Source organism: Anaerotruncus sp. G3(2012), from assembly GCF_000403395.2.
In the GTDB taxonomy this organism is placed as follows: Bacteria; Bacillota; Clostridia; order Oscillospirales; family Ruminococcaceae; genus Anaerotruncus.
The window spans coordinates 648,147-664,462 of sequence record NZ_KE159657.1 but is presented as its reverse complement, the minus strand read 5'-3'; the positions used below and the strand labels follow the sequence as shown (position 1 = coordinate 664,462).

General features: G+C 54.4%; 17 protein-coding genes and 1 pseudogene. 10 read left to right on the top strand and 8 right to left on the bottom strand.

Annotated elements, in window-relative coordinates; genetic code table 11:
• Positions 1-83: 83 nt before the first annotated feature.
• The 4 genes from C814_RS08900 to C814_RS08885 are packed head-to-tail and all read left to right on the top strand — an operon-like array spanning position 84 to position 3,031.
• Positions 84-524: a Fur family transcriptional regulator gene (locus tag C814_RS08900; RefSeq protein WP_016315334.1), complete on the top strand. Its 441-nt coding sequence runs from the start codon at positions 84-86 to the stop codon at positions 522-524.
• Positions 512-1,444, top strand: coding sequence for a metal ABC transporter substrate-binding protein (locus tag C814_RS08895; protein WP_016315333.1), 933 nt, complete (start codon positions 512-514; stop codon positions 1,442-1,444). Before C814_RS08900 ends, C814_RS08895 begins: the two co-directional genes overlap by 13 nt.
• Entirely contained in the window at positions 1,435-2,142 is a 708-nt protein-coding gene (locus C814_RS08890; RefSeq protein ID WP_016315332.1) for a metal ABC transporter ATP-binding protein, read from the top strand. Before C814_RS08895 ends, C814_RS08890 begins: the two co-directional genes overlap by 10 nt.
• Positions 2,135-3,031, top strand: coding sequence for a metal ABC transporter permease (locus C814_RS08885; RefSeq protein ID WP_016315331.1), 897 nt, complete (start codon positions 2,135-2,137; stop codon positions 3,029-3,031). The genes C814_RS08890 and C814_RS08885 overlap by 8 nt, the downstream gene beginning before the upstream one ends.
• Here the strand turns inward: C814_RS08885 and C814_RS08880 are convergent.
• A complete protein-coding gene (locus C814_RS08880) occupies positions 3,002-3,520 on the bottom strand; it encodes a spore maturation protein (RefSeq protein ID WP_016315330.1) in 519 nt (172 codons plus the stop codon). The two genes, C814_RS08885 and C814_RS08880, sit on opposite strands and share 30 nt — an antisense overlap.
• Positions 3,517-4,104 (bottom strand): nucleoside recognition domain-containing protein, encoded by a 588-nt coding sequence (locus C814_RS08875; RefSeq protein ID WP_016315329.1) that lies wholly within the window; start codon positions 4,102-4,104, stop codon positions 3,517-3,519. Before C814_RS08875 ends, C814_RS08880 begins: the two co-directional genes overlap by 4 nt.
• A 169-nt stretch (positions 4,105-4,273) precedes the next feature.
• On the opposite strand from C814_RS08875, the gene C814_RS08870 reads away from it, so the two are divergent.
• Positions 4,274-4,525: an AbrB/MazE/SpoVT family DNA-binding domain-containing protein gene (locus C814_RS08870; RefSeq protein WP_016315328.1), complete on the top strand. Its 252-nt coding sequence runs from the start codon at positions 4,274-4,276 to the stop codon at positions 4,523-4,525.
• A 109-nt stretch (positions 4,526-4,634) separates the two neighbouring features.
• Here C814_RS08870 and C814_RS08865 read toward each other — a convergent pair whose 3' ends face one another.
• Both C814_RS08865 and C814_RS08860 read right to left on the bottom strand, forming a co-directional pair.
• The gene (locus C814_RS08865; RefSeq protein WP_016315327.1) at positions 4,635-5,660 is read right to left on the bottom strand and encodes a DUF975 family protein; all 1,026 of its coding nucleotides are present in this window, start codon (positions 5,658-5,660) and stop codon (positions 4,635-4,637) included.
• Positions 5,661-5,683: 23 nt separating this feature from the next.
• Positions 5,684-6,340 (bottom strand): histidine phosphatase family protein, encoded by a 657-nt coding sequence (locus tag C814_RS08860; protein ID WP_016315326.1) that lies wholly within the window; start codon positions 6,338-6,340, stop codon positions 5,684-5,686.
• Positions 6,341-6,471: 131 nt separating this feature from the next.
• On the opposite strand from C814_RS08860, the gene C814_RS08855 reads away from it, so the two are divergent.
• Together C814_RS08855 and C814_RS24070 are read left to right on the top strand one after the other, a co-directional pair.
• The gene (locus tag C814_RS08855) at positions 6,472-7,179 is read left to right on the top strand and encodes a helix-turn-helix domain-containing protein (RefSeq protein ID WP_016315325.1); all 708 of its coding nucleotides are present in this window, start codon (positions 6,472-6,474) and stop codon (positions 7,177-7,179) included.
• Positions 7,180-7,674: 495 nt separating this feature from the next.
• Positions 7,675-7,902 (top strand): LbetaH domain-containing protein, encoded by a 228-nt coding sequence (locus tag C814_RS24070; RefSeq protein WP_016315324.1) that lies wholly within the window; start codon positions 7,675-7,677, stop codon positions 7,900-7,902.
• On the opposite strand, the gene C814_RS08845 is transcribed toward C814_RS24070, so the two are convergent.
• The 3 genes from C814_RS08845 to C814_RS08835 all read right to left on the bottom strand — a co-directional run bounded on the left by C814_RS08845 (position 7,883) and on the right by C814_RS08835 (position 14,523).
• Complete coding sequence (locus C814_RS08845; protein ID WP_016315323.1) at positions 7,883-8,371, bottom strand: peptide deformylase; 489 nt, start codon at positions 8,369-8,371, stop codon at positions 7,883-7,885. The genes C814_RS24070 and C814_RS08845 overlap by 20 nt on opposite strands.
• 279 nt (positions 8,372-8,650) lie before the next feature.
• Positions 8,651-9,592 carry an AmmeMemoRadiSam system protein B gene (gene amrB / locus C814_RS08840; RefSeq protein WP_016315322.1) on the bottom strand — a complete coding sequence of 314 codons (942 nt, stop codon included), beginning with the start codon at positions 9,590-9,592 and terminating at the stop codon, positions 8,651-8,653.
• A complete protein-coding gene (locus C814_RS08835) occupies positions 9,589-14,523 on the bottom strand; it encodes an Ig-like domain-containing protein (protein ID WP_016315321.1) in 4,935 nt (1,644 codons plus the stop codon). The genes amrB and C814_RS08835 overlap by 4 nt, the downstream gene beginning before the upstream one ends.
• A gap of 338 nt (positions 14,524-14,861) precedes the next feature.
• Here C814_RS08835 and C814_RS08830 point away from each other — a divergent pair, with 338 nt between their 5' ends.
• Together C814_RS08830 and C814_RS08825 are read left to right on the top strand one after the other, a co-directional pair.
• Complete coding sequence (locus C814_RS08830; protein ID WP_016315320.1) at positions 14,862-15,053, top strand: hypothetical protein; 192 nt, start codon at positions 14,862-14,864, stop codon at positions 15,051-15,053.
• A 379-nt stretch (positions 15,054-15,432) separates the two neighbouring features.
• Positions 15,433-15,666 carry a helix-turn-helix domain-containing protein gene (locus C814_RS08825; RefSeq protein ID WP_016315319.1) on the top strand — a complete coding sequence of 78 codons (234 nt, stop codon included), beginning with the start codon at positions 15,433-15,435 and terminating at the stop codon, positions 15,664-15,666.
• 145 nt (positions 15,667-15,811) lie between these two features.
• Here the strand turns inward: C814_RS08825 and C814_RS22835 are convergent.
• Positions 15,812-15,946: pseudogene (locus C814_RS22835) on the bottom strand (IS5/IS1182 family transposase); the annotation flags it as partial.
• A 115-nt stretch (positions 15,947-16,061) separates the two neighbouring features.
• Here C814_RS22835 and C814_RS08820 point away from each other — a divergent pair.
• Positions 16,062-16,316 (top strand): IS5 family transposase (locus C814_RS08820; protein ID WP_016315318.1); only part of this gene is annotated, 255 nt, incomplete at its 3' end.

The following is a 16,316-nucleotide window of genomic DNA, read 5'->3' as shown; positions in this document are numbered from 1 at the left end:
AAAATTGAATCTGATTTTCAATTTCATAGTCAAAGCACTCCAAAACAGGTGCATTTGATTTTCACTTCACAGGAGGTAGAAGGATGTCTGAAATCGGGGGCTACAAAACCCGTCAGCGGGAACGGATTTTACGCCTGCTGACCGAAAACGCCGGCCGTCACCTCTCGGTAGACGAGGTGGTTGACCATCTGCGGGGACAGGGAGAGCCGGTTGGAAAATCGACTGTATACCGCTATCTGGACCGGCTGGTGGAGCAGGGATTGGTTCGGCGGTATTTTCTGGAGGAGAGGACCGGCGCATGTTATCAATATGCCGGCGGTGAGGAGCGCTGCCGCGAGCATTTTCATCTGAAGTGTATCGGCTGCGGGGTGCTGCTGCATGTGGAATGCAGTTACCTCGACGAGGTGGCGCAGCATGTCGCCAGCCATCACAGGTTCGCGATCGACCATACCAAAACCGTTTTATATGGGCTGTGCGAGCTCTGCGCAGCCAAACAGGAGGGGGTGCCGGTATGCGCAGGCTGATAGCGCTGTTTTTGGCAATGGCGTTGTTGGTGTCCGGCTGTTCGGGTGCAGAAGCGTCAGAGGAGAAACCGGATGGACGGATTCAGATTGTGGCAACCCTCTTCCCGCAGTACGATTTCGCGCGGCAGATTGCGGGAACATTTGCCGAAGTGACCCTTCTGCTCCCCCCGGGCGTGGAAAGCCACTCGTTTGAGCCGACCCCGGCGGACATCATCCGGATCAACAACGCAGACCTTTTTATCTACACCGGCCCGGAGATGGAACCGTGGGCGGAAAATCTGATTGACGGGTTGGAAGGAAATCCAACCGTGTTGGACATCTCACAGAATATCCCATTGTCTGAAATCGACCCGGAGGCGGAGCACGATGGTCACACCCACAGCGGAGCTGACCCGCATATCTGGACCGACCCGGCCAGGGCGATGCAGATGGTGGATAATCTTGCTGCGGCGCTCTGCGGGGTCGATCCGGCACATGCAGGGTCTTATCAGACCAACGCTGCCAGCTACAAGGCCGAGCTGGATCAGCTCGACCAGCTCTTGATGCAGACGGTTGAACAGGCGGAATATCAAGAGCTGGTATTTGGCGGGCGGTTTGCACTCACCTACTTCGCGGAGCGGTACGGATTGCGCTGGAAAGCGGCGTTCGACTCCTGCTCCGGGGAGACCGAGCCGAGCGCGGGCGCTGTGGCACAGATCATAGACGCGATCCGCAGCGAAGGGATTCCGACCGTCTTTTACGAAGAGCTGACCGATCCAAAAGTTGCCCGGATGATCTCGGATGAAACCGGTGCGCAGATGCTCTTGCTGCATTCCTGCCACAATGTTTCGCAGGAGGAGTTTGCCGAGGGGGCCACCTATCTTTCTCTGATGCGGCAGAACGCGGAAAATCTCAAAAAGGGGCTGAACAAATGGCGCTGATTGCCTGCAAAGGATTAAGCCTGCGGTACGAAAACCGGTTGGCAGTGGAAGATGTCAGCTTTGAGATCGAAGCTGGGGATTACGTCTGCATTGTAGGGGAAAACGGTGCGGGCAAGAGCACCTTGCTCAAGGGCCTGCTGGGACTAAAAACGCCGGACGCGGGCAGCATCTCCTATGGGGAGGGGCTGAAACAGCGGATGATCGGGTATCTGCCGCAGCAGACCGTGGTGCAGAAGGATTTCCCCGCTTCGGTTTACGAGGTGGTGCTTTCGGGCTGCCTCAACCGGCGGGGGATGCGCCCATTCTATTCATCCGCCGAGCGGCAGATCGCCGAGCGAAATATGGAACGCCTTTCGGTCGGGGCACTGCGTAAAAAATCCTATCGCGACCTTTCCGGCGGCCAGCAACAGCGCGTCCTGCTGGCGCGCGCGCTCTGCGCCACCGAAAAGCTGCTCCTGCTCGATGAACCGGTGACCGGCCTGGACCCGGTCGTGACTTCCGAACTATACGCAATGATCCGCCAGCTCAATCTGGAGGGGGTCACTGTGGTGATGGTCAGCCATGACATCACCTGTGCAGTGCACAACGCGGGCAAAATCCTGCATATGGGCACCGGCGTGCTCTTCTATGGACCGGCACAGGACTATCCGGACAGTGCGGTTGGCCGGCGTTTTCTGGGAGGTGGCCACCATGCTTGAACTGATTTCACAGATGTTTTCCTACGGATTTCTCAACCGGGCACTGCTTGTCGGCATGTTGGTTGCACTCTGTTCCGCTTTGCTCGGGGTAAGCCTGGTACTCAAGCGGTATTCGATGATCGGGGACGGGTTGTCCCATGTCGGATTCGGCGCGCTCTCGATCGCAATGGCAATGCGGCTCGCACCGCTTGCCGTTGCCGCACCGGTTGTGGTGCTGGCGGCCTTTCTGCTGCTTCGGATCAGCGAGAACAGCCGGATCAAAGGGGATGCTGCGATCGCCCTGATCGCTTCCAGCTCGCTCGCAATCGGTGTCATTGTCACCTCGCTGACCTCTGGGATGAACACCGATGTGTATGGGTATCTGTTCGGGAGCATCCTCGCGATGGGGGTCGGAGATGTGGCGGCTTCGGTCGTGCTGTCAGCGGCGGTGCTTCTGTTGTTTATCCTCTTTTACAACAAGATCTTTGCGATCACATTCGATGAGGCGTTCGCTCAGGCGACCGGTGTCAACGCCCGCGGGTATACCCTTCTGATCGCCCTGCTGACTGCGGTTACGATCGTTGTCGGGATGCGGATTATGGGGGCAATGTTGATTTCCAGCCTGATTATCTTCCCGGCACTGACCTCCATGCGGGTTTGCCGCAGCTTCAAAGGGGTGGTCATCTCTTCCGCACTGGTTTCGGTCGTCTGCTTTTTTTGTGGGATGGTCGCGTCGTTTGCGTTCTCCACCCCCGCGGGTGCTTCGATCGTAGCCGCAAATCTGGTTGCATTCCTGCTCTTCGCATTGGTGGGGGCTCTTCGGGGCAGGGTCCTGCGCCGCCCCGAAGGCCGTTCGAAAATCCGGAAGGATCGGCCTTCCTCAAAAGAGCATCCGGACCAGCAGCGCTGACAGGAAAAAACCGGTCAGATCGGCGCTCAAGGCAGCGGGAACCGTGTGCCGGGTCTGCCGGATCTCCGCTGCGCCGTAATAGACCGCTATCGTGTAGAATGTGGTTTCGGTAGAACCTTCCATAACGCTGGCGATCCGTCCGATCAGGCTGTCGGGACCATGGATGCGCAGCAGGTCATCGAAAATTGCCATTGCCCCACTGCCTGAGATCGGGCGGAGCAGTGCGAGCGGGAGCAGATCACGCGGCAAACCGAACAGCTTTCCCAGCGGCTCGAGCGCAAAGGAGAGCAGGTCGAGCGCTCCGCTGGCTTTGAACATCCCTACAGCGGTCATCAGCGCTACCAGAGCGGGCAGGATGCGTGCTGCTGTGAGCAGGCCGTCTTTGGCCCCCTCGATAAACAGGTCGAATACCGGCAGGCCCTTGGAAAGCCCATGTCCAACAATCATCACGACGACCAAAGGCACAATATAGGAGCCGATCTGCATCATCCGCATTTCCTCCAAACCTTTTCGAGTGTTTTCGCCATCACAACGCCTACCGTGATCGAACCGATCGACGCCAGCCAAACCGCCGGCAGAATATCCAACGGTGCAGCAGAGCCATATTGCATCCGCAGCATGGCAGTAGTGGTAGGAATCAGCTGTAGGGACGCTGTGTTGAGCACCACAAACATCGCCATCTCATTGGTTGCTGTCCCCTTCGTACCCTGCTCCTTTCTCATCTCGCAAATCGCCTGGATTCCGAGCGGGGTTGCGGCATTTCCCAGCCCGAGAAAGTTCGCCACAAGGTTCATTGTGACCGCGCGCATCGCCCGTCCCCCCGGTTTTAAACCGCGAAAAAGGCGTCCGGTGACGGGAGAAAGCGCTTTACTTAATTTTTCAGTCAATTTTGACTCCTGCGCAATCCGCATGATTCCGCCCCACAGGCAGAGCATCCCAAGCAGCGATAAAACCAGTTCTACCGCGTTTCCCGCCTGTTTGAGCACCGACTGGGAAAGCTGATCAACCCGCCCGGTGAGCACCGCAAAAACGAATGAAAAAATCAGCATTCCTGAAAAAATGAAGTTCATCATACTTTTTTACCCTCCAAGTTTCGTCATTTTATACACTTTTGATTGTTGAATATTTACTATTCCTCCAAAAAGAAAAACTTTCTACGTAAATTTGTTTACATTTGTGCAATTTTAGGATATATTGTTAAAGATAACAGGTATCAAAAAATGGATAGGAGGTTATTTGTGTATGAAATCCACAGGCATCGTGCGCAAGGTAGATGAGCTGGGTCGTATTGTCCTTCCCATCGAGCTGCGTCGTACACTCGACATCAATGAAAAAGACTCCCTTGAAATCTACGTGGACGGCAGCCATATTATTCTCAAAAAGTATGAGCCGGCTTGCATCTTCTGCAACAGTGCAAACGACATCATCAACTTTAAAGGGAAAAATGTGTGTTCCGAGTGTGCAAAATCCATGAGCGAAGCCCGGCAAGGCTAAAAAATGTTTGATGCACATATAACGGGATGGGGGAAAAAAGAGGACAGGGCATCAGCCCTGTCCTCTTTTTTCTGCTCATTGATGCGACAAAAATACCCATGAAGGCCCTTTATTCAGCCTCTTCCGGCGCCTGCCCGAACGGTATCTGTAGGGATTCATATTCCCGTGTCGCATTCGCTTCTCCATCCTCCGCATCGGCGCTCGGGTCATTTACCCCGTCTCCACCCTCCTCGGCGTGCTGGATCAGATACCGGGCGTAGACCGCAAACGAAATCCGCATATACGGAAGCAGATAAACGCATAGCCCGCCCTGAATTGTCAGAAGGGTGAGCTGCATACCGGTCAGATTCCGGAACGGCTGCCCAAACGGCAGGAACGGCCATGCAACGGTCAGCACAGCAGCTATGACAGCAGGAGTCCACCAATGTAAAAACCGCAGGAAAAAACCAAACAGCTCCGCCTTATAGCCGTACACATATCGTATCCCCTGTTTGATCGCAGTTCTGGCCCGTATTTCGGGGTGTGCCGCCAACAGATAGGGAGCAAGAAAATAGCGAAGCCGCACAAACGCCAGCAGAAGGGCTGCAAGGACGATCCAGACCAACGCAAGCAACAGGACCCCAACCTCTGCCGGGCGGGGCAGGGCGCCATAGCGGGCGCTGTAGAGGCCGAGAAAGAGTGCTCCACCGGTCAACGGTGTACAAACCAGCACACTCCAGAAAAACAGCCGCAGACAGATCTGAAGCTGTAGCCAGAGCGCCCTGCCATACGCGGCAGCGGTCTCAAAATAGTGGAATGCTTCATCCACCCCATCCTGTTCTCCTCCGGTCCGCCGGTAGTACCAGCGGACGATCCCCTGACAGAGCGGACGCTCGACGATAAACGCCAGCAGGGTTGTCAACAGGGTGAGCAATACCGAAGCGAACGCGACGTTCGCCAGATCATCAAACGCCAGCCCGGGCGTGCCGCGGTAGTCTACATAGGCAGGAATGCCACCCATCGAGCGGATCACCTGTTCGAGGATACGCACAAGCGAGAGCGGCAGCGCGGCAATCAGCATCAGGCCGATCGCCTTCCCCCATCCCCCCGCAAGCGCACGTTTTGCATTTTGTTTCACCGTTTTATAAAAAGACATCCTGTTTTGTCCCCCTGCATTGTTCAATCTTCCAAATCAATAAAAAGAGGCTCTTCAACCTCGTTCGGCTCGTATGGAATCTGAGAATAAACTTCAAACTTCTGATCCCGCATCCACATCTGGGTTGTCAACAGCAGTGTGTATCCCCTGCCGTTCAGGGCGGTCCACTGCACCATCTTGCGTTCAGGCAGCCCCATCGCGGCCAGCAGGTTCATAATCAGCCCGCCATGGGTAATCACCGCAACCGACGAGATCCGCATCTCCATCATCTGTCCGAAGATATACGCGATCGCCTGGATTGCGCGCTGTTTCAGCTCCTCCCCGCTCTCACCGCCGGGAGTCCGGGCGCTCTCGGGCGACGCAATCCACTCCCGAAAGGCCGGGTCCTGTTCGAGATCGTGTATCTGCCTGCCTTCGAACTCCCCAAAATCCAGTTCCCGAAGGTTGTCCACCACTTCGGTGTATCGGTCCGGATAGAGCAGTTCAGCGGTTTCCTTGGCACGCGCCAGCGGGCTGGTATACACCCGGTCAACCCGCGGATATTCGCACCGTTCCCGCAGTGCCAAAAGCTGCGCGCGTCCCTCCTCGCAAAGCGGAAGATCGGTGCTGCCTATGTACCGCCCTTCGAGATTCGCCTGTGTAAAGCCATGTCGGAGGATGTGTATTTTGTATGTTAGCATAAAATTTACCACCTTTTTTGCTTTTAATCTACAAATATTTCTAAGATTCGACAGAGTGTATTTACAAATCGTTTTTGGTGTTATATAATTTACTTTATGTAGAGCAAACCGTTTTTGAGGAGTTAAAGACAATGAACGCTGATTTTCCGCGCATCCTGACCCTGCTGCGCAAAGAGCGGGGCATCAGCCAAAAACTGGCTGCATCTAATCTGGGTATTTCACAGGCATTGCTGTCCCATTATGAAAAGGGCATCCGGGAGTGCGGGCTGGATTTCCTGCTCCGCTGCGCCGACTTTTATGGGGTTTCGTGCGATTACCTGCTTGGACGTTCCCCCGACCGTACTGGTTCACAGATCACTGTCGAAGAGATTCCCGAGCCGGAGCAGGTAGGGAAAGAGAATGTCTTTCGTGCCGGTGTTCTTCCAGTGCTCAATAAGAAGCTGATCGCAAATTCGCTGAACATTCTGTTTGACCTGCTCGCCAAGAGCAACTGCAAGCCGCTGATTAACGAGGTTTCTTCGTTTCTGATGCTAGCGGTCTACCGAATGTTCCGGCTGGTTTACAGCGCGAATCCGCGCAACCAGAATGCGCTTTTTACCATTCCAGATACGGTCTCCCAGCAGTATGCCGATGCCGCCATGCAGATCCACTGCGCCAATGCGCTCTCGATCTCGAAAGGGGATCCGGCGGTGGATATGGAAAAGATTAAGGATCTTGAGCCTCTTATGGTCACCACCGAGGGGCTTTCCAAAGCATACCCGCTGTTTGCCTCATCCCTGCTCAATCTGATCCAGAACGCCGAGACCCGGGTAAACTATCCGGGCCAGACCCGAAAGTGAATCCCACCGCTTCCCTTTTCAGTATGCCATAAATGCGGTGCATTTATGGCATTTTTGTGCAGAAAATTTAAAAAACAGGAGGATTTTCGACGGTGAAAGAACTGAGAAAAAAACACGCAGTTGCAACTGCATTCCAAAATCCGTACGGAGGTGACTGCGAAAGATAGGGCCAACGCACTGAAAGGCAACATATCCGTTTTTCAGTGGCGGGCAAAAATCCCGGCCGCACGCTTGACGCACCGGATGGCCTATGTAATCTGAAGCAGGGCCGCTATACGCAGCCGCCTGCGATGGTCTCGCCGCAGGCTTGAAAAAAATCACCGCACCGGCAGTGTCACCACCTACCCATTCAACGTATTTGGCGGTGTCTGGGAGGAAAATACACCGCCGCATCTTTCCGAACTTCCAAGAAAAGGGGACACAATGGTTGGAAATGACGTCTGGTTTGGACGGGAATTCCTGATTCTACCAGGCGTCTGAATCGGGGACGGGGCGATGATTGCAGCGCGGTCGGCGGTCTCCATCAATATCGAACCAGATACCATTGCAGGCGGAAATCCGGCCCATCCGATCCGCAAGCGGTTCGATGACGGGTTAATCGACCTGCTGCTGCGCCTGCGCTGGTGGGATTTCGAGCCCGAACCACTCGCAGAACTTCTGCCGCTCCTCTGCGATCAGGACCTTGAGCGGGTCCGGAAGACGCTCACCGGGATGCTGGCTTAAAAAACAGCGACCTTTTGTCGACCGCACGCATGGTCGCAAGGATGCCGTCCAGATGGTCGTACTCGTGCTGGATCAGCTCGGAGAGATCATCCTCGAATGTAAAACGGCATTCTCTCCAATCAAGATCGCGGCATCGAACTGTACACCGCCGGTACCGCTCTACCTTCACGAGCAGTCCGGGAAATGACATACAGTCATCCAAAAGCTCCATCCGTTCTGGATCGGGGAACTCGAGTGTTGGATTCAAGAATACCACCGGACGGTCAATATACATATAGATCAGCCGTTTCGGAACCCCGATCTGTGGTGCGGCGATCGCACGTCCTGCGTGATATTTTTCACGGAATGCCATCAGGGTATCATGTAGGTCTTCTACTGTGCGCCGCAGATTAGGTAAATCTTCCTGACTGACCGGGCTGCTGTTCTCGTATAAACGTGGGTCGCCGAGCAAAAGAATGGGTTGCACCATCGCTGTTTTCCTCCCGTTTTACTGCTTTCAGGCTAAAGTGCGCAGGTCTTATTGGGCTTCACAGCCAATTTGGAGCCTCTGGTTTCATTGTACCACGAAATGATCTAATCTTCAACGCCCAGCGAAGCCTTGAGTGCAAGGTTTCGCTGCGTTTTTTCACCAGTAAAGTCGACTGAATCAGGAGACCGTGAACGTACCCCATGAAAAATAAAAAAGCCGGCGTGGTTTCATCCCACGCCGGCTCTTTTTTATAAATCGTTACCATCCAAAAAGGCCGTTTCACCGGATCGCAGCATAGACAAAGTATGTGGTGATCCCCTCCTCAAAAATTGGATTGGCATCCGCATGCGGCAGCTTCTCAGGGGAGCTGGAATGCCCGAGCCGTACCATTGTCAGCTCCTGTTCCTGCACAAGATAGAGCAGCGTGCTCAACGACTGTGGGGAATCGACGTTGCTGTCGGTGAACCCAAGGACCCGGCCGATCTCACAACGTTCGATCGCACAGGCAGTTTCCCTGTCCCGTTCTGCTGACTCCCCAGGCGTCAGATAATGGGAGCAGTCCGCCGATACGACCAGCAGGACATCCCCCTCCCTGCAAAGCGCCTCCACGCTCTCCCAGAACAAGGATAGGCGCTCCTGGGAAAGACGATTGGAGAGCAGGCAGGCGGTTAGCTTTGCTTCGGGCAAGTAACGGCGGACAAACGGGAGCAGTCCCGCTACTCCATGGTCATACTCTACTGCGTCGGGGTCATCCAACACTCCCAGTGCCGGATTTTCGAGCAGGTGTGCGGCAGACTCTAAATCCGGCTCCACCCTTCCATAAGGGGTGTCCCATCCGGCGGCCGCGATCACAAGATCACTGCTGCATCGCTCGGGATAGTGGGACGGGGAGAGCAGCAAAACCCGGTTAAATTGGTCAGGCTGCTCCCCCACCATCCGGAAAAAGCCCGCTATCATGTCAGAAGCCAGCAGATGATGGGGCACCAGTCCACCGGCCAGTTCCCCCTCCACTGTATATCGCTCTGGAGATGCAATCCCACCGGGCACCAATTCCGGATCATAGTAAAGACTGCGCAAATAGCGCATCGGACGGTTCGCCTCTCCTGATGCTGCCTGTTCCGGGGGACCTTCGAGGGCAGAAACCTGAGGCGGATTGCGCTCAGATACATCCCCACAGCCCGCCAGCAACAAGGCTGCCAGCAGCGCCAGCAGACGTCTCATGAGATTTCCACCTCGGAGCGCTCGCTCATCCCCCAGGTGTCGTTATAGAGGCTGTTTATATATGCGCTCTCCACCGTATAGGTCCCATTGGTGACGCATCGTGCGTAATAGACGATCGGAGAAATCCGGTTGAAGAAGTATTTCCCATAGGCCCGGAATCGGACCCTCTGTTCCTCCCGCCGGTCGAGCGTCCAGCCACGCCAGCCAGAGGCATCCAGATCAAGCGGATCGTTCTGGGCCTTTTCATACCGCATCCCGGCGGGGATCATGTCATCGATCACCACGTCGATCTCCCCAATGTTCGGGTCAAACCCGCTGAAATCGGGGGTCAATGTGATCCTGACCAACTCCCCCTGGCCGAATGTTCCGTTGACCGGCTCCACCGTTTTTGTCAGCCCGATCCTGCGGCTGGACGGATCGAGCTGCTCCGGGCCTCCGATGTAGGAGACATCCGCCTGTACCAAGCCCGACTCCACCTGGAACGCTGCCTTCTCCAGCTGCTCCTTGGTGAAACTCAAAAACCGCTGTTCGCCATTGCTCAGATCGATCGTTTCCCGTTTACCATCCTTCTGATAGCTGAAGGAAACCGTCCGTTTCTCCGCGGAACGGAACTTCCCAAGATAGTAGAGCTGCTCAATCAGGTAAGGCTCATACGGCGACCCTTTCTCCAACAGGTACCGTGTCAGCCCTTCCGCATCCGGCAGATGCAGGGCGGACGCGAGCATCGAAGCCGCAGCGGTGCATTCGACCTGTTGCAAGCCGCTCCCTTCCGGGGCAGCCAGTGCAAGCGCCTTTTCACCCGATACCCCCTCAAACGGAATCAATGCAGGGGTTACCAGTGTGTCATACAGCTCTTTCGCTGCCTGTGTCTCTTCCAGCTCGGCTAGAACACATCCTAAGTATAGCCGGTCGGTCAGCGTGAGGTTGTGCTCCGACTTGAGGAAATCCTCCACCATCCGTGCATTGGAAAAACCGGACAGCGCCTGCATTGCACAGTAGGACATAGGACTGCATCCGCTGTCATTGAGGTTGCGCGCAAATTCCTTCTGGTTGAACAGATCCGGAAATGCGAGATAGACCCGCAGAGTGAACCATTCATCCAACTCCATATGAGGAAGAACCGACAGCATCCCATAGTAACCGCCAAGCTCAAACGCGTCCAAATCCTCCTTGCTGTAATCCGCGCCCTGCGCCTTCTGTGCCCGCGCCAGATAATAACGCACGAGCTGCTGGTCGGTGCGTATCCCTTCACTCCAGCTGCGCAGGTTGCTCCAAACCTCATGGAGGGTTTTGTTTTCTCCATCGTAGAACTGGATGGTTACTGGGTAACGCAGGGCGTCAATCTGAATCCCATCCTTCAGGTCAAACTGCCTGATCTGCGCAGTTTCAACCCCGGTACGCTCCACTGTAAATGGCAGCTCCACCGCGTCGGCATACGTCCCACAGCTTCCGGAGAGCCGCACAAAATATGCCCCTGCGGACAACTTCCCGTCAAACAGGAGATTGGTATAGACCCCTGCTGCGGCCTCTGCTTCTACCGGAGCCAGCCCGGCTTCCGACCCATCTGCACGGAAGACTTCGGCAGTATAGCTGACCGGGTCCTCTGCCGCAATTCCCGTTCCGGTGCTGCGCAGGCTGACCGAGAGGTCGTCGCCCTCGAGCAGCGTCCTATTGACGAGCGGGTTGAGGAAGTAAGGCAGTGTTGCCGAAACAGCCGACCTGGTGTTGCCTGCCTGCCCATCATCGGTCAGGGCAAGAGCCGTCGTACGCCAGCTGGTCACGTTATCCGGAAGAGTGAACCGGAAGGTTGCCTTCCCTTCGCTGTCGGTCTCTTCAGCACCGAACCAGGCGGTGTCCTCAAACGCTTTCCGCGGATTCTGACCACCTCCGCCGCCCTTTTCGTGACCTCCTCCATAATTTTTCTGTTCGTAGGAAGTATAGGTCTGCACATAAGCATAATGATCTGTCCAGCTGTAGTAGCCATCTAAAAGATTAACATACTGCTCCTGCATCGCAAAGACTGCTTCATCCGCCACACCGAGTGCGACCGCTGCGTTCCCGGCAGGCGTCCCGGTCTGCTTGTTGACCACGCGTGCTTCGAGCACAACCGGGTCTCCCGGCTGGTAGCTCTCCTGGTCCGGGGTCAGGGTGATTTCCAGCTCCCGCCGCGCCGGGTCAAACCGCATCTGATTGGTTTGCAGTGCATAGATATGTTTCCCGTCAAAATAGCCGCCGGCAACCGCATAGCTCGGGAGCAGTGATTCGCTGAACGGCAGGGTGATATGGTTCTGGTCGGTGACAACCGGCTGTCCGAACTCCTTCTGTGCCAGTGAATAGAGCACCCGTCCGGTCATCGACTCGACCGGCTGGTCGTTGTCCGAAAGCTGGAAGGTTACCGTCTCCCCGTCCTGGAACTCGTTCTGCCATGCCTGATAGTAATCCTTGATTTCGGTGTCCGGGCCAGGCAGACGCTCAAACAGGTAGCGGTGTTCCCCATCCTCATCCCGATACCGGTAAACCCCGGTGGTGAGCATACAGGTTTCCTCCACCGGATTCCCATGGGAATCCACCGCACGCATAAGTAGATAATAGTAGTCGTTCTCCCCCTTGCTGGGAAGCCCATCCAGCATCCCAATCCCGTTCACAATCCGCAGCGTGCGGGTCTCGGTGATCTCGTCCCGCTGCTGGTAGGCAAACGTGTCCTTACGGGTATGGCTGATGTGGTCGTAGTAGGAGCCGGTCTTTTCCGCTTCAAAATAGACCCGGTGGATCTCCGCTTCCGCCTCACAGCTCACCGGCGCGCCCCGGAGCAGTTCCACGTCACCGGCCTGTTCTGCCGAGGTGACCCGCGAAAGGTCGATCCGATTGGCGGAAACTTCCACCTGACCATCCGCAATCTTGCGCGGTTGGAGCATCAGGTCGCGGTGGATGACCTGCACCCACTGCCAATAGGAAAAGCTCTCGGACTCCGCGTCCGCATTTTCAACCGAATAATAGTAGCTCTGCGGTCTCCAACTGTTCTCGTCTGCAAGGATCAGCTTGTTGGAGACCGCCCGGCCCTGTGCATCGGTCAAGACAACGGTATTTTCGCTGTCAGTATCTGCCATACCTTCGCTGTTGCCCGAGATATTCACCGCCAGATTGGAGGCGGGCGTCCCATCAAAGGTGGTCACATCCACGATCACCTGTACGGATGGATTTTCTTCTGAAAGATAGATCGGCCGATCGGTATATGCTTCGGTGGTGTAAACCGGCTTGACAAAATCCTCCACCCGCAGTGAAGTGTTGCAGAGGGAGGTGTCCCCAAGCCATAGCTCCAGCCAGCCCCAGTCGTTCGATCGCAGGCCGGAGAACGAAAGCGAGGCGGTAAACGTGCCGTTTTTCTGAGGCTGGACCGCCTGTTCAGCCTCACCATCCAGCAGCCGCACCGTCACTTCCTCAGGCATCCCAACCGCTGGGTCGCGCGGACGCACAACGCCCCATACCCGGACAGTGTCGGTCGTCCGGTAGATCGGTCGGTCGCAGTAGAGATAGCTGTAATAGTCCCGCGGGTCATATTCGGTGGTTTTGACCGTCTGATCCGAATAGAGAAAGCTCGCGTCGATGAACGTCCGGTCGCCCGCTGTGATCCGGAAGATGCTGTTTTCTTCTCCGCTCATCACCCCATCCCATGTACTGCCCCGTTCCAGCTGTAACTGTCCATCGGGAATGTGCAGAACACCATCTGCGTCGGTCCGCCCGGACGCCGCAAAGCTGCCCGCCATCTCGAACGATGCATCCGCCACCGGACCACCGGTAGCTGCGTCGTTGAGCCAAAGGACTAAGTCGTCCGACATCCGCATAAAAAAGACTGAAAGGTCGCTTGACTGCACAAGAATCTGCCGCTTGAGCGGGAATCCGTCAACTTCAAGGCCGATCTCGGCAAGATACCAGCCTTCCGGCAGCGGCTCTGGAAAGAGAAGCAGCCGGGTTGTCGCCCAGTTGGAGTTTCCCTGCACCAACGCGGCTTCAAATTGCGCTGCCTGTTCCATTCCATCTGTATCGAGCAGCAGTGTGGAGGGAGCCTGCTTGTAATATCTGTTCTGAGCCTGCTGAAGCGCGAGCAGATGGTCATAGTACGGTTCCCAGCCATCAAATCGGTAGACGGTTACCGAGGCCTTCGGCTCCTCCTCTACCATCACCGCATCTTCATCGAGGTAGACCTCCAGGAACGGCGGCTCGTCGGTCAGCGTGTTGATGCTGGTTGCCGTACCTGAGATACGAAATTTCTGTTCTGCCATCGTCTGTTGAGGAGATACCGCAGTAAACGAAAAGTGGAACGGCTCCGCCAGTTCGGCCCCGCTCTGAGAGGTGAGCGGAGGATTGACCGTTACCGTGTAGCGGGTGTCCGGCTTGAGGTCTTCCTCCGGATAAAAACTGAATCGTCCGTTGTCCCAGCCTCCGCCAATTCGCAGGGAAACCGGCGGATCGACTGTCACCGCCCGGTCGACCATCTGCAATGACACTTCAGGCTGGTTGAATAGGATCTCGATCCCGGTGTTGGTCGGCACCCGTTCGCTCCCATCCGCCGGGAAGCAAGCGCGTACCGTCAGACGGTTAGCCACATGAAACCGGAATACCTGATCGCCGTAGCGCACCGCTGCTTCACTATCCGGCGCGAAGCCTCCGGTCGGTCTGACCGAAAATCCACCGTCTTCCAGCTGTTCTACATGATAAGACTTTCCCGGCTCAAATCGCAGCAGTTCACGGAGCTGCGCTGGTGTGACATCCGCTTCTGTCCGGACAGTGAAGGAAGTATCCGGCAGGATATCGGTGCCCTCGGTCCGGTCAGGGACAATCTCAATCCTGCTTTTTGCTCCCCAACAGCCTCCAAGAAAGATACAGAACATCGTTGCCAAAATCAACGTCAGGAGACGAAACCTACGTTTCACTTTCATTCCTCCTCTGAAAGAATCGGTTCCGCATCTCTCGGACATCGATGTAGCAAGGCTTTGGATGCAAAACAGATCCCAAAACTTGTGATTCTGTTATTATACACCATTTTCAGGTAGCTTTGGGGACATTGTTTTCCCGTTCCACAAAAATTTCATCTCCCTCGGCGGGATACATCCTCCTTCCTGACAGTTGGTGAACTGGTTCACTTTTTAGAGCAATTCGACGATGAGATGCCAGTCCACATGGATTTTGACAACGGCTACACTTATGGCGGCTTTGATGAACACCGCTTTGAGGAAACAGATATTGAAGAAGACGAAGAGGAAGATTTTTAATGCGAAGAAACAAAGAACGGTACGGTTATGATGGAGCTCAATCAGGATTGCAAGTTGAAGGGCGAAACAAGGAGGCAACTGAAGTGAAAGAAATCAAGGTTGCATGGTGTGAAAACTTCATAAAAGCTGCATTCGCAAAGATCTACTTTGAGAACGGTGGCATCGAAGCTAATTGCTGTTGGATCGAATAGAGATCACTCTGAACAATGTCAAATCTGACACCGAAGTCCTGAAAGAGATCGTGAGCTGGCATTCGCAGGACATAAAATCTCTGAAACAAGCCTGATAAGAGGAAGAAAATCTGTGAGCAGTGCCAGGTATTTGCCTGGCACTGTTTTTGCACAAGCACCGTTTGAAGAGCAGCCTATTATGCGGGCTGCTCTTTATTTTTACGAATTACGCCAGCCATATTATGTTCTATACGCATAATTTTTGCAGAAAAAACGACAAAATTCTACAATTGGAAGTCGATTTCCTGTATATTATATCCAATCTCTTTTATTTTTAATATAGAAAGCAGATAGATACTATCCTGTCTGCTGCAAGTCTATATAATAGGAGGTTTTCAACATGGGAAAAATTGTGTTATTTGATCACAAGAAATTTGGTAATGTTATCAGGGAATCGAATCTGAAGCAGGAGCTGCTGGCAGAGCGCCTGAATATCTCCGCACGCCATATACGAAATCTGAAAAGCGAAGATACTTCCGTTTCCGCCCCTCTTCTCTATAAAATCAGTCAGGAATTCCAAAAGCCTATGGAATACTTTCTTACCTTCCGGGAGGAGGACGAATCAATCGAATAAAATAAAACATGTTCTACATACTATAAAAGCTCATAAATAAAAAATCTCCCGAAGTGGAATCTTCTATATGAGATACATCCACTTCGGGGGATTTCTCTTGCATTTATCCCTCCCTGCACTTCGCAGCCAGAGTTAGAAGCTGTATTCATAAGCGTTTAAGCAAGGTATGGAAATGAGAAATTTTGACGATAGTCTCAGCAGATGAGACGGATATCTCATAATCTTTACTGAGACGTCTGGAATGATTGAGCCAGGAGAGGGTGCGTTCAACTATCCAGCGCCAAGGGAGTCTTTCTCATTGGTGGGGCTTGATTTTCTCTGAAATATCGACATTAGGTTGTGTCGTCAATAGAAATGTGCTATAATAGTCCTCAAAGTAGCAGGAGGGCAGAAAAATGGCGAGGGAACAGCATCGACATGATATAAGCGACAGAGCGTGGGAGAAAATCAAAGCAAACACAATAGGCGAAAAAGGGACGCGCGGAGGCAATGCCCGAGATACGCGGCAGTTTATCAACGGTGTATTCTGGATTTTGCGCACCGGAGCACCCTGGCGGGACTTGCCGGAAACGTATGGGAACTGGAAGAATGTACACCGCCGGTTCTGCCGGTGGCGTGACAAGGGAATCTGGGAAAAGATTCTGGAAGCG

Bases quoted from the DNA above. Each gene is read 5' to 3' on its own strand.
- C814_RS08855 (WP_016315325.1), top strand. From the start codon at position 6,472: ATGAACGCTGATTTTCCGCGCATCCTGACCCTGCTGCGCAAAGAGCGG.
- C814_RS08890 (WP_016315332.1), top strand. From the start codon at position 1,435: ATGGCGCTGATTGCCTGCAAAGGATTAAGCCTGCGGTACGAAAACCGG.
- amrB (WP_016315322.1), bottom strand. From the start codon at position 9,592: ATGAGACGTCTGCTGGCGCTGCTGGCAGCCTTGTTGCTGGCGGGCTGT.
- C814_RS08830 (WP_016315320.1), top strand. From the start codon at position 14,862: ATGCGAAGAAACAAAGAACGGTACGGTTATGATGGAGCTCAATCAGGA.
- C814_RS08880 (WP_016315330.1), bottom strand. From the start codon at position 3,520: ATGATGCAGATCGGCTCCTATATTGTGCCTTTGGTCGTCGTGATGATT.
- C814_RS08870 (WP_016315328.1), top strand. From the start codon at position 4,274: ATGAAATCCACAGGCATCGTGCGCAAGGTAGATGAGCTGGGTCGTATT.
- C814_RS08845 (WP_016315323.1), bottom strand. From the start codon at position 8,371: ATGGTGCAACCCATTCTTTTGCTCGGCGACCCACGTTTATACGAGAAC.
- C814_RS08885 (WP_016315331.1), top strand. From the start codon at position 2,135: ATGCTTGAACTGATTTCACAGATGTTTTCCTACGGATTTCTCAACCGG.
- C814_RS08900 (WP_016315334.1), top strand. From the start codon at position 84: ATGTCTGAAATCGGGGGCTACAAAACCCGTCAGCGGGAACGGATTTTA.
- C814_RS24070 (WP_016315324.1), top strand. From the start codon at position 7,675: ATGATTGCAGCGCGGTCGGCGGTCTCCATCAATATCGAACCAGATACC.
- C814_RS08865 (WP_016315327.1), bottom strand. From the start codon at position 5,660: ATGTCTTTTTATAAAACGGTGAAACAAAATGCAAAACGTGCGCTTGCG.
- C814_RS08895 (WP_016315333.1), top strand. From the start codon at position 512: ATGCGCAGGCTGATAGCGCTGTTTTTGGCAATGGCGTTGTTGGTGTCC.
- C814_RS08825 (WP_016315319.1), top strand. From the start codon at position 15,433: ATGGGAAAAATTGTGTTATTTGATCACAAGAAATTTGGTAATGTTATC.
- C814_RS08860 (WP_016315326.1), bottom strand. From the start codon at position 6,340: ATGCTAACATACAAAATACACATCCTCCGACATGGCTTTACACAGGCG.
- C814_RS08875 (WP_016315329.1), bottom strand. From the start codon at position 4,104: ATGATGAACTTCATTTTTTCAGGAATGCTGATTTTTTCATTCGTTTTT.